This window comes from Methylobacterium sp. 092160098-2 (genome assembly GCF_028920805.1).
Lineage (GTDB): Bacteria > Pseudomonadota > Alphaproteobacteria > Rhizobiales > Beijerinckiaceae > Methylobacterium > Methylobacterium fujisawaense.
The window spans coordinates 1,387,043-1,401,700 of the sequence record NZ_JAQPZJ010000001.1 but is presented as its reverse complement, the minus strand read 5'-3'; the positions used below and the strand labels follow the sequence as shown (position 1 = coordinate 1,401,700).

The window sequence follows — 14,658 nt, the reverse complement described above, 5'->3', positions numbered from 1 at the left end:
AACGAAACATGAACAGGTCAAGAGACCTGGGCACACTCTGTGGATCGAAGCGGATAACAAAAATTTGTTTGTGCCCATTATGGGCTTGTCATTCGTGCCCACATAGGGCACGTTATGCCCATCGCCGCTCACCGAGCCGATGGAGCCGCAGATGCTCACCGCCTACACCCACATCGTCGAAGACAGCGCGAACCAGCTCTTCGCTGTTCGTGATGCCGGTTCGACCGAACTCGCCCACGTTTTCCGGGCTCTCCCAGTCAAACGGGTCCGCGGCGCCTACGAGCCGAAGAAGGGCGCCCGCGAGGGCCTGATCCGCCGACTTAGCTGCCGGGTCGTCGCCACGCTCACCGCGCAGGCCGCGTGATGGGCGCCGTCGTCATCCTCGGCCTCGTCGTCCCGGCGCTGATCGTCGGGACCTTCGCACTTGGCGGCAACGCTCTCGGATGGGGGCGCTGACATGGCCGGCCAGCCTGCGACCGACGTCGACGTCCGGATCGGCGAGCGCATCTGCGCCGCTCGGATCCGGGCTCGCCTCACCCAGCGCACCGTGGCCACCGCGATCGGCGTCTCGGCCGCCCAGCTCCAAAAGTACGAGAAGGGCACGAACCGCATCAGCGGCGTCGCGCTGAGCATCATCGCCCAGCTCACCGGGGCACCAATCGCGTCATTCTTCGACGTGCCGGAGACGCCCGCGCCGCTGACAGCCCCGCAGACCGTCGACAGGGCTCGTGAGCATCTGCTGCGAGCTGCCGACCTCTACGTCGAGGCTCGCTTGGTGGCCGGTGAAGTCGCCAGTCGGCGCGCGCTCAACCTCGTCCCCGAGGCCGCCTGACCATGGCGCGCCTCGACCTCCCTGCCGGCTACCGGATCACCGGCTCCTCCGCCGGCTACGCCGCACACAGCCCCTACGGCCTCCTCGGCGACGACTTCGACTGCTGGGCCGCGGCCTGTTTCGCCGCCCAGGACCACGCCGATTCCCTCGCGCTGGAGGCCGCCGACGAGCTGGCCGCCATCGCGGATTTCGAAGCTGACCAGCTCCGCGAGGCAGCATGAACGCCCACCCGATCCGCGCCGCCTTCGGCCACCTGCCCAAGGTCGCCCCGCACCTCGTCGAGAGGGTGTCGGAGGACCAACCCATCGTCCGGCTCGCGGCCAGCGTCACCGTCGATGAGATCGAGACACGAGTCTCGGACTTCGATCGGGCCCACTCGGTGGGCGAGCTCGGCGTCGGCATCTCCGGGCTGGACGGCTTGATCGAGTCCCTCGCCATGATGGCGTGGCACGTCGAGCGTGCTGTCGAGCGCGGTGCCGGTCAGGCCTACGACCTCGACAAGCTGGAGCGCATCAAGGGCCGGCTCGCCGAGGTTCACCAGAAGCTCGACATGTCGGCCGGCCGGCTCACCGCGAAGCTGGCGGGTGCGCGATGAGGCCAGCCCGCACCTCAGACGCGGCGTTCCTGCGCCCGGACCACCGAGCAGGTCGTGGAGCAGGTCTATGGCCACCACCTGCCGGAGCATCTGCGCGGCGTAGTGGAGACCGTATCGCGTGGCGGCAGATCGTGACTTGGAAAGGCCATCCGTTAACCGGGAGAGCGGCCGACTTGCCCCGGGTTAGGTGGCAAGCTCACCCGGCTGATGGCTAGCATTAGACCGCCGACCCCTTGCGGACGTTAATTTTCTCTGCCACGATCGAGGGAGCAGAAATTAACGTGAGGCTCACCAATTATGCCCGCCACCCGCATCGCGAAAGAGGAATGGGAGGTCGAGCAGCGCTTGGCCGAGTTAGGGACCAACAAGGCCGAGATGATCGACATCGCCCGGCGGGCGGTTGCGGCGCGGGCGGACTCGACGGAGGACGATCCGATCTCGGGACCGGGGCTGCTGTCGTGGATCTATGGATCGCGCGCGATGCGGAGGACGTTTCGGGCCAAGGGCTGGAAGCGCAACAGCGCCGATAACATCCCGTCCGTCGTCAACCGGGACACCGGAATCAAGTTCATCTTCCAGAACGCGGACAGCGCGTGCGACGTGCTCCGTGACCCGAAGGCCATCTCGGACAAGAAGAAGGCATCCGAACGGTTGGTGGCTGCGGCTCAGATGTCCTTCGAGTTCCCGGAAGCTGAGCGGGACGGTGAGGAGTTTGCCGACATTCCCAGCACGGCGTACTACTACTTTGTGGCTGTCCGCCCGGACGGAATTGTAACGGCTGAGCTTTCCTCGCCGCGGGCGATTGAAGGCGGACAGTTTCGCGGTTTCCACGAGCGGATTTTCATCGTCAATCCGGGCGACATGGATCCGATCGAGATCCTTGATCTCTCTGACGACGGCCCGGAGATCGAATTCGACGTGGTTGTGACAAGCAAGTAAGATGTTCAATCCTTCAAGAATGGTGATCGCTCGGCATCGGCGTCGGATGTCGAGCAAAAAGCTGGCGGAGGCCGTTGGCCTCACGCCGGTCCATGTTTCACGTCTTGAGAATGGCTATCACGACCCGGAAGAAAGCACTCTAGCGGTCATTGCAAAGGCGCTGAACTTTCCGGTCGAGTTCTTCCACGGCGACGATATCGACCCGGTCACGCGAGAGGCCGTAAGCTTCCGCAGCCTCACTGCCATGCGGGCAGCGGATCGGGACGCAGCTATTGCAGCTGGCCATATCGCGTATCTGTTGGACGATTGGACGACGGCTAGATACAACCTGCCTAGTTCTGATCTAATCGACGCGTCTCAGGAGCGAGATCCCGCTCGCGCCTCCCGATGGCTTCGCCAGCATTGGGGGCTAGGTGAGCAGCCTATCAAGCACATGATAAAAATGTTGGAGGCGAAGGGCGTCCGCGTTTTCTCTCTCGCCGAGAACACAAGGACCCTGGATGCTTTCTCATGCTGGCGAGGTGATACGCCTTACATCTTTTTAAATACCGCGAAATCGGCAGAACGCAGTAGGTTCGACGCGGCACATGAGTTAGGGCATCTCGTCATGCATAGGCACGGCGGCCCTCAACAGGGTAAGTCCGCTGAGTTCGAAGCCCAGCTATTCGCCGCTTCTTTTCTGATGCCTCAGTCTGATATTGAGGCCAAGATCCCTCGCGCAATTACTATAGATCAGGTTGTTGTTGCCAAGCGCAGGTGGGGCGTATCGGCATCTGCGCTAGCATACAGGCTCAACAAGCTCGGCATACTATCTGATTGGCTTTACCGAGGTATGGTCATTGAAATGGACCGGCGAGACTACCGAACAAAAGAGCCGAATGAGATGGAACGTGAGGAATCCGTGCTTTGGCAAAAGGTTTTTAGTGATCTTTGGGCGAAGAAAATCACCAAAGATACGATTGCAAAGCAACTTCACGTTCCGATTGCTGAGATAGAAAATCTTATATTTGGGCTCATCGTCAGAAAGGGCGTAAATCCTGAGCATAGAATAGAGAACGGGCCGCCCCCCGGCCTCAAGCTGGTCGGGTAGCGCGCGCATAATGGACATGCGAGCCATCGCGACAGCCATCTTCGGCACGCTCTGCGCCGTCGGCCCCGTGCTCGCCCAGGCGCCCGAGAAGCCGCGAACGCTGGGCTCGGTCATGATCGAGAACCCGGAGAGGAAGCGCGCCTTCCTCATCGGTCTGGCGGAGGGGCTCAGCGCGAAATACCCGCACTTGCGGCTCTCGGAGCTGACCCGATGCCTTGAGGATGCGGCGGACCTGCCGGTGAACTGGCCGAAGGATCTGCGCCCGTTCGCACTGGGCTGCGCTGCAAATCCGAGCGCTCGGTGAGCGGATCGGCCCAGCCGGTAGTGGGTCGATATGAGAATTTGCGAGGCCAAACATCGCCCGTTATCCTCTCGCGAAGGACGAGGGGGCGGCGCAGCATGGATGAGCAGCTAGAGGCATCGCCTATGCCATCTGAGCATAGGCGAGCAGAATGCGCGCAATGCGGCGGTGAAAGAAATTGCGATGTTCTCGGCCAGCACAAAGAAAGCGGCACCGTAGACACCGTCGATTGGGCCAAGAATTGGTATATTCTACGTTGTCGCGGCTGCGACTACGTGTTCTGTCAAACTATAAATACAGACTCAGAGTCCTATTCATATGGAGAATATGACGGACATCAGACTATAGAATATGACGAATACAAGCAGTATTGGCCTGCCCTATCATCTCGTCCCCAGCCGACCTGGCTCAAAGACATATCGAATGATATTGAAAATTCTCAAAGGCTTGAGGAAGTATTGAACGAACTATATAATGCTCTAGACGCAGGTTTACACATTTTGAGCGCCATTGCGCTACGAACTTCATTTGACGTTGCATCTGAGCTGCTAAATGTCAAAGGCAACAATTTCCAAGAGAAAATGAAAGCCTTGCAAGCCGCTGGGCATATCGCAGAGGTGGATCGAGGTCGGCTAGAACTACTTGTTGAAGCTGGCAATGCATCAGCTCACCGAGGCTGGAGCCCTAGAAACAAAGATCTACAAATAATTGCGGATATTTTGGAGTATTTTATCGAGCACACATTCATTACACCAATCAAGAGGCGCAAACTCGACGAAAAAGCAACGGCAATCAAAAATAAGGTGCCAACAAGAGAGAAAATCGCCAAGGCACTGAAGCCTACTGATCCGGCGCCCGCCGATCCAGCAGCGAAGTAGCTTTATCTATGGCTTTCGCTAGCCCAGCTTTGCGTCCGCGACCTCGGCCAGCGAGATGATGTTGCCAATCTCCCACAGCCAGTCAGTCAGTTCAAACTGATCCACTGCCGACCGGCCGCTGCGAACGAGCCCGGAACAGGTCTCCGGTTATTCTCCGGAAACGAGGGCCTAAAAGGATCTCGGAAGGCCCGCTAAGGCACTTTCCCCCTCTGCCGGCACTCTACAGCTTGGGAACGCCAATCCTTTACACGGAGAGGGTCGGGGGTTCGAGTCCCTCACCGCCCACCAGAAACCTCCCTCTTTCGCGGAGCTGGCCGGTCCACCGGTCGCACGTCCTGCACGGGGACCGTTCTGACGGCACCGCCACGCCACCGAGCCGGTAAAGCGCGCCAGGGGGCGAGCCGGCCTCGTTACGAGGTCCCGGAGGGGATCACGCGCGGTCCGGTGGCGCGTCGGTTTCGACGGCGTCTTCTGCGGCAGGACCGAGGGCCAATGCGTACCTTTCGATCCTGCGCATCTGTCCGCGCGCCACATGGCCCGGGGTGGAGCATCGATCTGTGGGCTGAGCGGCCGCGCCTCCGAACGTCAATGATTGCAACCGTTTGAGAGCCATGTGCCGGTCTGGCGTATCGAGGGCCGATCGGCGCACGTCGTGTGAATCGCGGCCTCGAGGCCGGCCTATGCTTCGGCCGATTAGGTCGCACCGCCAGGCGCGACCCGATCGGGCATCGCGAGGAGGCCTGCCGGGCGGGCTCAGGCCGCCCGGACGGTGGTCAGGAAGCGTCGCACCTCGGCCGACAGATGTTCGGATTGCTGAGACAGCTCGGACGCCGAGGTGAGGACGTGCGCGGCGGCTGCGCCCGTCTCTTCGGAGGCGCGGGCCACACCCGCAATGTTGCCGGTCACTTCGGCCGTGCCGCTCGAAGCCTGCGCCACGTTGCGCACGATCTCCTGCGTGGCGGCGCTCTGCTGCTCGACGGCCGCCGCGATGCTGGAGGCCACGTCGTTGATCTCGCGGATCCGCCCCGTGATCCCACCGATGGCCGAAACGGCCTGGTCGGTCACGCCCTGCACCTGCCCGATCCGCCGGCCGATCTCCTCGGTGGCCCGTGCCGTCTGATTGGCAAGCTCCTTCACCTCGGCCGCCACCACGGCGAAGCCGCGGCCCGACTCTCCCGCCCGGGCGGCCTCGATCGTCGCATTGAGGGCCAACAGGTTGGTCTGGCCGGCGATGTTCGAGATCATTCCCACCATCGCGCCGATCTGCTCGGCGGCCTGGCTGAGTTCCTGCACGAGGCGCGTGGTCTGGTCCGCCTCCGCCACCGCAGCCTGGGCGAGCCCGGCCGAGCCGGCCACCTGCCGGCCGATCTCCTGCACGGAGGTCCCCAATTCCTCGGCGGCTGCCGCCACGGTCCCGACATTGGCCGCCGCCTCCTCGGCCGCCGCGGCGACCGTGGTCGATTGCGCGGCCGTCTGGCTCGCATTGGCGGTCATCTGCTCCGCCGTGGCCTGCAACTCCGTGGAGGACGAAGAGACCATGCTGACGATGCCGCCGACCGCCCGCTCGAAGCTGTCGGCCAGTTCGACCATCGTGCGCCGGCGCTCCGCCGCGGCGGCCGCATCGGCGATCTGCCGGAGTTCCGCTTCCTCGGCGGCTTTGCGGGCGACCATGGTCTTGATGTTGTCGACGGCGCGGCCGAGCGCGCCGATCTCGTCGCCCCGCTGGCTTTCGGGGATCTCCGCGTCGATCTCGCCGGCGGCCATGCGCTCCAGCACCGCCACCAAGCGGGTGATCGGGCGCTGGATGTTGAGCATCAGCAGGATCGCGGCCGTGAGCAGGCTCAGCAGCATGGCCGCACCCGCCAAGAGGCCGAAGCGCGTCGCCGCGCTGACCTGCTCGGTCGTGGTCTCCATGGCCTTGTCGGTGAAGCCGCGCGCGTTGGCCACGGCCTGATCGATCATGCCCTCGGCCCGGGCGATCTGCTCCGTGATCGACCGTCGTGCCGCGTTCGCCGCGTCCGGATCGACCGCGCCGCCGCGCAGGTCCGTCCGTCCGGCGTCGGCATAGGTCCTCACGGCGCCGGCCAGATCCTGCAACGCCGTCCCGCTGTCACGCAGGATCTGCGGCTTCAACGCGATGGCGATCGGGCGCTCGAGGCCGCGTGACGCCTGCTCGGCTTCCTTGGCCGCCCGGGTGACGGCCGCGTCGGCCTCGGGAGCGGTCCGAGCCAGATCGACGGCCTTGAGGCTCAGCTGAATCCGGTTCAGGGCGACCTGCGCCTGCGAGATCCCGGTCAGGATCGTCTGCTCCCGGGCGACGGCGTCGGTCGCTTCCGCGATCCGACGGTCGCTGTTCCATTGGTTGTAGATCACGCCAGTAGCGAACAAGGCCGTCACGGCGGACGACAAAATCAGTTTGCGGCCGATTGTCAGGCGGGGCATGTGGATCGCCAGTATCCGAGGTGATTGAGCTGGAATTACGTGCTCAATCTTCGGGGTATCGGATAAAGAAAATCCTAATCGCGCGTTTTTTTCCTTGGTGTCGCGATTTTCGACTTGTGTGCGCAAGAGGTTTCGGGCGCGCGCAGGGATTGGCGGCACCGCATCCGCGTGCCCGACGCATGCGAAGGCGAAAAGTTCCGGGCCGGCTGAGATTTATTGCGCGGGAAACCGGGCGGTCAAAGCGACGGCGGCGGCGACGGGCAGCGATAACGGGCTGGATCGAGGTGAACGGCGCGTCGTTGGATCGGAACATTCCCGTCGCAGGCCGTGATCGGGCCGTGATCGGGCCATGTCCGGTGGACTGATCGGGATCTGCACGGGGCAGCATCTTCAAGCACCCTCGCCACGCGCGGGGCCGCCGGACGCGTCAGGCGCAGGCTTGCACCGCGCAGGCCGCGCGCACGACCGCAGCGGCCTGGAAATGATGGAGCATGTGGCCGGCGTCCGGCAGACGTTCGAACAGCGCGCCGGGGATCATCCCGGCCGCCCGCATTCCGTGCAGGGTGGTGTTCACCACCAGGTCGGCGCTGCCGCCCAGGATGCGGACGGGCCGGTGCAGCGACGGGTAGCCGAGGACGCTGCGGGTCAGCGCCGGCCAGAGCCAGCCGGCATCCTCCCCCTCGGCGGTGATCTGCCCCGGGCGACCCGCGAGATCGAACGGGAAGTCCCGGGCGAAGCGCGGCGGCATCGCCTCGGGAAAGAACATCGCGTTCCACAGGAGCGGCAGGAGCATCCGGTCGCTGCTCGCGGCCAGGAGGGCCGACAGAGCGTCGCCGCCGAACGGCAGCGCCCGCGGCCCGAACAGCACCTGCTCCAGCCGCGGCTCCGGAAAGCAGATCGGCGCCAGGGCCACGACGCCGGCAATCTCCTCCGGATGGAGCATCCCGTACGCCAGGGCGACGGCCCCGCCGAACGAGTGACCCAGGATCACCGGCCGCCGCAGGCCGAGGCGCTGCACGGCTTCCCGGATGCTCGCGGCCTGATCCCAGATGTCGGCGGCGGCGCCCCGCGGGCGTCGGCTGAAGCCGTGGCCCGGTCGGTCGACGGCGACCACGCGGAAATGCTCGGCCAGTGCCGGCACGGGGCCGAGCCAGACGTCCTCCAGGCACATCAACGTGCCGTGGATCGCCACGAGATCCGGTCCGGTGCCGGTCTCCGCGTAGGCGATCGTCCGGTCCTGCGCCAAAGCGACGATCCGGCGCGGCACGATCCGGGGATCGGCCCCGGCTCCCTGCGCCGGCCGAGCGGCGCCGGGTAGAGCTTCCGTGGCAGCGGCCACTTACAGGCGCCGCCGGCGCCCGGACGATGGGCCGAGCACCGCGAAGGCCGTGACCGCGCCGACGCCGAGGAGACCGACCGCGGCGGCGAGGGGGTGCAGGCTCGCACGGGTATAGGCGCTGGTCCGCATGACCGGGACGGGCGGGTCGCCCCGCGTCTCGCCGGCCGCCACCGGCGCATGCAGGGCGCCATCCGGATTGCGCGGCGCGTCCGTCCGCTTCTGCAGGGCGATGATCGCCGAGCTGAGGTGGTCGTAGGCCCCGGGTGCGAATTCCTTGCCGGCCACGAAGGCCTTGCCGGCCCCGCCCACGATGATGTCGCGCTGCGGGTGCACGGCCGCGTGCAGGATGGCGTTGGCGACCTCCTCCGGCGGGTAGATCGGAGGCGGCAGGCTCGGTTCGCGGTCCATGTAGTTGCGCGCCCGCTGGGGCAGGGGCGTGTCGATCGAGGCCGGCTTGATCAGCGTCACCGAGACCGGCGCCTTCTCGTCCATCAGCTCCATGCGCAGGGCATCGGTGAAGCCCTTCACGGCGTGTTTCGAGGCCGCGTACATGCCTTGGTACGGGAAGGCGAGATCCGAGGCGATGCTGCCGACGTTGATGAGGGCGCCACCGTGCTGCCGCAGGTGCTCGGTCGCCACCAGGGACCCGTAGACGGTGCCCCAGAAGTTGGTCTGGATCAGGCGCTCATGGTCTGCGTCGCTGATCTCGCGCAGCCGGCCGTAGATCGAGCCGCCCGCGACGTTCACCCAGGTGTCGAAACCGCCGAAGGTCGCCACGGCCCGGTCGGCGACCGCCTGCACGTCGGCCCGCCGGCCGACATCGGCCACGACGTCGATCGCCTTGCCGCCGACGCCCTCGATCTCGGCCCGGATGCGCGCCAGGGCGTCGCCGCTGCGCGCCGCCAGCACCACCCGGGCGCCGCGTTCGGCCGCCATACGGGCCGTGGCGAGGCCGATGCCCGACGAGGCGCCGGTGATCACGATCACCTGCGCGCGGAGCGGCTTATGCGTCATGCGGTATCCCCGATGCTGCCCGGCGCGGCCGCACGGAAGCGGCCACACGCTTTGCTATCGATCGGGGAGGCCGCATGTTCCGAGCGCGTCTGCGGGCGATCGGGTCGCAGGGACGTCGGGTCCTGCGCGCTCAGCGTCCGTAGATGTCCTCCACGCGGATGATGTCGTCCTCGCCGGTATAGGAGCCGACCTGGACCTCGATCAGCTCCAGCGGGATCTTCCCCGGATTGGCCAGCCGGTGCATCGAGCCGATCGGCAGGTAGACCGCCTCGTTCTCGTGGACCAGCACCACCCGGTCGTCGATCGTCACCTCGGCGGTGCCGCGCACCACGACCCAGTGCTCCGCCCGGTGGTAGTGCTTCTGCAGCGACAGGCGCCCGCCCGGCACCACCTGGATCCGCTTCACCTGGAAGCGCTCGCCGATGTCGATGCGCTGGTACCAGCCCCAGGGCCGGTACATCCGCAGATGCGCGTCCGCCTCCGGTGCGCCCGAGGCCCGCAGGGCGTTGACCAGATCCTTCACCTGACCCGAATGCGCCTTGGAGGCCACCAGCACCGCGTCGGGGGTGGAGACCACCACCACGTCCTCCAGCCCGACCACCGCGGTCAGGCCCTCGCCCTGGCTGTGCACGAGGCTGTTCTTCGTGCCGATCAGCGACACCCGGCCCCGCACGGCATTGCCTTCCGCGTCGTGGTCCAGCACCTGCCAGACCGCGTCCCAGGTGCCGACATCCGACCACGAGAACGACACCGGCAGCACCCCGGCCCGGGCGGTCCGCTCCATCACCGCGTAGTCGATCGAGATCTTGGGTGCCTGGGCGAAGGCCGCCGCATCGAGGCGCACGAAGTCGAGGTCGGTCACCGCCGCCTCCAGCGCCGCGCGCGCGGCCGCCAGCACCTCGGGGACGAACGCCTCCAGCTCGGCCAGCATCAGGTCGGCGCGGAACAGGAAGTAGCCCGAGTTCCAAAGGGCCCCGTCCGTGATCAGCGCCTCGGCGCCGGCCCGGTCGGGCTTCTCGACGAAGCGGGCGACCCGGGCCGCGCCGGGCGCCTCGGCGATCGGCTCGCCCCGGCGGATGTAGCCGTAATCGGTGGCGGGCCGGTCCGGCTCGATGCCGAGCGTCATGGTGTAGCCGGCCTGGGCGCCGGCGGCCGCGCGCCGCACCGCGTCGACGAAGGCCTCCGTGTCGGGCACGACGTGGTCGGCGGCCAGGATCAGCACCACGGCCTGCGGGTCGGCGGCGGCGGCGTGCAGCGCGGCCACCGCCACGGCGGCGGCCGAGTCGCGGCCCTGCGGCTCCAGCAGGATGTCGGCGGCAAGACCCAGCTGGTCGCGCTGCTCGGCGACGATGAAGCGGGCCTCGGCCGAGGCGATGACCGTGGGCCTGGCGAAGACGGACGCGTCCGACACCCGCGCCAGCGTCGCCTGGAAGGTCGAGCGCTCGGCATCCACCAGCCGGGCGAACTGCTTGGGCATGCTCTCCCGCGACGCCGGCCACAGCCGCGTCCCCGTCCCCCCGCACAGGATCATCGGGTGGATCTGGATCGAAGATCGGGACATGGCGGCGTCTCCCGAGAGGGCTCGGCGGGGGCGCGGCCGAGCCCGCCCCGCGCGGGTGCGATGGACTCTCGGCCGCCGATTTCCAGATCTGCCCTTACCGTCGGGGCGGAGACTGAACAACCTGCGCGCATTATCCGCGCCGGAACGGACTGGCTCCGTGCCGGGGGATGGTTATCTCTGAGCTGACATGAATGCGCCTGTCCCCACCCCCCCGGCCGACGATCCGGTGCCGTCCCCGCGCCGGATCCCCTCGGTGGAGCGCCTCGTCGGCGCCGCGTCGCCCGCGGAACTCGAGACCTACGGACGGACGGCCTTCACGGATGCCATCCGGACGGTTCTGGCCGGGATCCGGGCCGGGGGCCGCCCCGTCCCGGACGCGGCGGCGATCCGGGCCGAAGCGTCCGCGCGGCTCGCCGCCGAGCGCCGCCCGTCCCTGCGGCCGGTCTTCAACCTGACCGGGACGGTGCTCCACACCAATCTCGGTCGCGCCCTGCTGCCCCGCTCGGCCGCGGAGGCGGTGGCCGCCGTGATGGTGCAGGCGAGCAACCTCGAATTCGATCTGGCGACCGGCGCCCGCAGCGAGCGCGACGACCATGTCGAGGCGCTGATCTGCCGGCTGACCGGCGCCGAGGCCGCGGTGGTCGTCAACAACAACGCGGCGGCGGTCCTGCTGGTGCTGAACGCGCTCGCCATGCGCAAGGAGGTGGTGGTCTCCCGCGGCGAGCTCGTGGAGATCGGCGGCTCATTCCGGGTGCCGGACGTGATGGTGCGGGCCGGCTGCCGCCTGCGCGAGGTCGGCACCACCAACCGCACCCACCTGCGCGACTACGCCGAGGCCCTCGGGCCCCGCACCGGCCTCGTGATGAAGGTGCATCCGAGCAACTACGCCATCGCGGGCTTCACCGCGGCGGCGGATCCCGTCGCCCTCCACGCCCTCTGCCGGGAGCGGGGCGTGCCGCTGGCGGACGACCTCGGCAGCGGCAGCCTCGTCGACCTCGCGGCCTACGGCCTGCCCCCCGAGCCCACGGTCCGGGCCGCCCTGGAGCGGGCGGATGTCGTGACCTTCAGCGGCGACAAGCTGCTCGGCGCGGTTCAGTGCGGCATCGTCGCCGGCCGGAAGGATCTGATCGCCCGCGTGCGCAAGAACCCCCTGAAGCGCGCCCTGCGCGTCGACAAGATGACCTACGCGGCCCTCGAAGCCGTGCTGCGGCTCTATCTGTATCCCGAGCGGCTGCGTGCGGAGCTGCCGACCCTGCGGCTCCTCACCCGCGAGCGGGACGCGATCGCCGCACAGGCCGAGCGCCTCGCCCCCGCGGTGGCGGAGCGGCTCGCCGGCCGGGCCACGGTCTCGGTCGCCGACTGCATCAGCCAGATCGGATCCGGCGCCCTGCCTGTGGAGACGCTCCCCAGCGCCGCCCTGGTCCTGACGCCGAACGCCCCGGGGGGACGGGGCGGCGGCGGACGGTGCCGGCGGCTCGCCGAGGATCTGCGCCGGCTTCCGGTACCGGTGATCGGCCGCATCAGCGACGAGGCCGTCCGCCTCGACCTCCGGACCCTGGAGGACGAGGCCGGCTTCCTCGCCGCCCTGGCGGCGCTGACGCGCGCCGAAGACGGGCGACGAACCACATAGGGTTGTTGAGAGAACGGATCACACGTCTGGATCTTGCGCGCCGGCATCCCGTGTTATGGTATAATGACGGACCTGCGGTCGCGGTCGAGAGTGGCGGTGCGTGGACCGCGATGGGCGAACGATATGGCGTATATTGCCGATACGGCTGAGGCGGAGCCGGAGACGGATCCGCTGCTTCTCGATAACCAGCTTTGCTACGCGCTCTATGCTGCCGCGCATCGAATGACCAAGTCGTACCGGCCCTTGCTCGAGCGGCTCGGACTGACATACCCGCAATATCTGGTCCTGCTGGTGCTGTGGGAGCAGGACGGCGTCACCGTGTCGGAGATCGGCCGGCGCCTGCGTCTGGATTCCGGCACGCTGACACCGGTGCTGAAGCGCCTGGAGAACGCGGGCTTCCTGCTCCGGACCCGCCGCCAGTCCGACGAGCGCGAGGTCGAGATCGCCCTGACGCCCGAGGGCGCCGCTTTGCGCGCCGACGCGGTCTCCGTCCGCGAGAGCGTGATGTGCCAGCTCGAACTCAGCGAGCCGGAGATCCGCGCCCTCCGCAAGGATCTCAGCCTCGTCATCGAGCGGCTCAGCGTGAGCGACTGAGGCGCCCTCGGAGCCGCGATGAGCCGCGATGAGCCGCTTGCGCCGCGCCGGAGCGATCGGCCTCACCGCCGCAGGCGGTTGCCCAGGACGAAGCCGTAGAGCCCCATCAGGATGATGCCGACGCCGCCCTCGATGCCGACCAGCAGGTTGGTGACGCGGCCGGTGGGCTTGAGGCCGATCTCCGGCGGGTTGGCGGTCATCATGTTGAGCGCGCTGTAGCTCAGGAGGTCGAGGGGATTGTAGGTCGGCCCCGCCTCCGGCCCCTCCAGGATGAACAGGCCGCCGGTGAGCCCGAAGAGGCCCGCGAACACCACGATCAGCAGGGCGAAGGCCCGGGCGATGCGCGACAGGCTCTCGCCGTAATCGCACAGCCACTCGACGAAGCGGTCCGCGGTCCAGCGATAGCCGTGGCGCAGGAAGCCGGCCCCGTCCCGGGCGCCCCAGGCGGCGCGGGCCTGCTGGCCGGCATGGAAGCGGCCCATCCGCCGGCCGCGCTTGTAGGCCCAGCTCGCCGCGTCGTGGCTTCCGATGCTCTTCCAGTTCTGCTCCAGCGCGAGGTAGCTCGCCTGGGCGGCTTCGTAGGCGCCGGCCACTTCCTCGCCCACCGCCCCGCCGAGCTGCTCCACGCTCATCCGCGTTCCGTTGAGCCAGGCGCCGGCGAAGCGGGCATGCCGCAGGCGGCAGGTGCCGAGGTTCAGCCGCACGAGGTCGGTGTCCGAGAGATCCGCGCCCGAGAGATCGGCACCGTCGAGCTTCGCCCCGGTGAAATGCGCCCCCCGCAGCCGCGAGCCGGCGAGCGACGCCTTGGTCAGGCTCGCCTCGGCGAAATCCGCATGGGTCAGATTGGCGTCGGCGAGCTTGGCCTCGTCGAGACGCGCCCCGCGGAAGACCGTGTCGTCCGCATCCGCCCCGGAGAAATCCGCCCCCCAGAGGTCGGCCTCGGCGAAATCGGTCCCGTCCAGGAGGGCGCCGGACAGGTCGGCGAAGCGCATCGCGGCGTGCCCGAAGCGGGCATCCTCCAGCATCGCCCCGGCGAACTTCACCTGACCGGCGACGATGCCGGTGAAGTCCGCCCCCGAGAGGTCGGCCTCGGACAGGTCGGCCTCCTCCAGGATTGCGCCGGTGAAGCGCGTCGAGCGTCCGACGGCGCCGGCGAGGCGTGCCCGGCGCAGGTTGGCGCCGGAGAGGTCGGCCTGCTCCATGCGGGCCCGGGACAGGTCCGCACCGGCCAGCGCCAATCCGCCGGACTCGATGTCCGTGCCGATGCCGGCGTCCGGCTGTGCGGCGAGCGCGTCCGGCCCGGCGCTCAGTTGCGACAGGTCCGCGCCTGGCTCATGCAGGGGCGCCCCGCCGGCGATCCGGTCGAGGAGGGTGCGCAGCCGCGACTCCACCGGAGCGTCCGGTCGTGCATCGGGTGGGGTCGCTTGGTCCATGGTCGTTCCT

15 protein-coding genes are annotated in these 14,658 nt (G+C 67.6%); 10 read left to right on the top strand and 5 right to left on the bottom strand.

Annotated features, from left to right (window positions below; all coding sequences use genetic code 11):
* The first annotated feature begins 151 nt into the window (after positions 1–151).
* From PQI07_RS06530 to PQI07_RS06495, 8 genes are all read left to right on the top strand, one after another.
* Positions 152–364, top strand: a complete 213-nt coding sequence (locus PQI07_RS06530) for a hypothetical protein (protein ID WP_274926300.1) — start codon at positions 152–154, stop codon at positions 362–364.
* A 93-nt stretch (positions 365–457) separates the two neighbouring features.
* Positions 458–832 (top strand): helix-turn-helix domain-containing protein, encoded by a 375-nt coding sequence (locus PQI07_RS06525; protein WP_274926299.1) that lies wholly within the window; start codon positions 458–460, stop codon positions 830–832.
* Between the two features lie 2 nt (positions 833–834).
* Entirely contained in the window at positions 835–1,053 is a 219-nt protein-coding gene (locus tag PQI07_RS06520) for a hypothetical protein (protein ID WP_274926298.1), read from the top strand.
* The gene (locus PQI07_RS06515) at positions 1,050–1,427 is read left to right on the top strand and encodes a hypothetical protein (protein ID WP_274926297.1); all 378 of its coding nucleotides are present in this window, start codon (positions 1,050–1,052) and stop codon (positions 1,425–1,427) included. Before PQI07_RS06520 ends, PQI07_RS06515 begins: the two co-directional genes overlap by 4 nt.
* Before the next feature lie 297 nt (positions 1,428–1,724).
* Positions 1,725–2,366: a hypothetical protein gene (locus PQI07_RS06510; RefSeq protein ID WP_274926296.1), complete on the top strand. Its 642-nt coding sequence runs from the start codon at positions 1,725–1,727 to the stop codon at positions 2,364–2,366.
* Between the two features lies 1 nt (position 2,367).
* Complete coding sequence (locus tag PQI07_RS06505) at positions 2,368–3,456, top strand: helix-turn-helix domain-containing protein (protein ID WP_274926295.1); 1,089 nt, start codon at positions 2,368–2,370, stop codon at positions 3,454–3,456.
* A 16-nt stretch (positions 3,457–3,472) separates the two neighbouring features.
* On the top strand, positions 3,473–3,760 hold the full coding sequence (locus tag PQI07_RS06500) for a hypothetical protein (protein ID WP_274926294.1): 288 nt from the start codon (positions 3,473–3,475) through the stop codon (positions 3,758–3,760).
* A gap of 95 nt (positions 3,761–3,855) precedes the next feature.
* Positions 3,856–4,635, top strand: coding sequence for a DUF4145 domain-containing protein (locus PQI07_RS06495; RefSeq protein ID WP_274926293.1), 780 nt, complete (start codon positions 3,856–3,858; stop codon positions 4,633–4,635).
* Positions 4,636–5,388: 753 nt separating this feature from the next.
* Here PQI07_RS06495 and PQI07_RS06490 read toward each other — a convergent pair.
* The 4 genes from PQI07_RS06490 to PQI07_RS06475 all read right to left on the bottom strand — a co-directional run bounded on the left by PQI07_RS06490 (position 5,389) and on the right by PQI07_RS06475 (position 10,991).
* The gene (locus PQI07_RS06490) at positions 5,389–7,077 is read right to left on the bottom strand and encodes a methyl-accepting chemotaxis protein (protein ID WP_274926292.1); all 1,689 of its coding nucleotides are present in this window, start codon (positions 7,075–7,077) and stop codon (positions 5,389–5,391) included.
* A gap of 427 nt (positions 7,078–7,504) precedes the next feature.
* On the bottom strand, positions 7,505–8,344 hold the full coding sequence (locus tag PQI07_RS06485; protein WP_274926291.1) for an alpha/beta fold hydrolase: 840 nt from the start codon (positions 8,342–8,344) through the stop codon (positions 7,505–7,507).
* Between the two features lie 72 nt (positions 8,345–8,416).
* The gene (locus PQI07_RS06480; RefSeq protein ID WP_274926290.1) at positions 8,417–9,430 is read right to left on the bottom strand and encodes an SDR family oxidoreductase; all 1,014 of its coding nucleotides are present in this window, start codon (positions 9,428–9,430) and stop codon (positions 8,417–8,419) included.
* Positions 9,431–9,560: 130 nt separating this feature from the next.
* Positions 9,561–10,991 carry a mannose-1-phosphate guanylyltransferase/mannose-6-phosphate isomerase gene (locus PQI07_RS06475; RefSeq protein ID WP_274926289.1) on the bottom strand — a complete coding sequence of 477 codons (1,431 nt, stop codon included), beginning with the start codon at positions 10,989–10,991 and terminating at the stop codon, positions 9,561–9,563.
* A 187-nt stretch (positions 10,992–11,178) separates the two neighbouring features.
* On the opposite strand from PQI07_RS06475, the gene selA reads away from it, so the two are divergent.
* On the top strand, positions 11,179–12,621 hold the full coding sequence (selA, locus tag PQI07_RS06470) for an L-seryl-tRNA(Sec) selenium transferase (RefSeq protein ID WP_274926288.1): 1,443 nt from the start codon (positions 11,179–11,181) through the stop codon (positions 12,619–12,621).
* Positions 12,622–12,744: 123 nt separating this feature from the next.
* Positions 12,745–13,215, top strand: a complete 471-nt coding sequence (locus PQI07_RS06465; protein WP_043357030.1) for a MarR family winged helix-turn-helix transcriptional regulator — start codon at positions 12,745–12,747, stop codon at positions 13,213–13,215.
* A 62-nt stretch (positions 13,216–13,277) separates the two neighbouring features.
* On the opposite strand, the gene PQI07_RS06460 is transcribed toward PQI07_RS06465, so the two are convergent.
* Entirely contained in the window at positions 13,278–14,648 is a 1,371-nt protein-coding gene (locus tag PQI07_RS06460) for a pentapeptide repeat-containing protein (protein WP_274926287.1), read from the bottom strand.
* Positions 14,649–14,658: the final 10 nt, after the last annotated feature.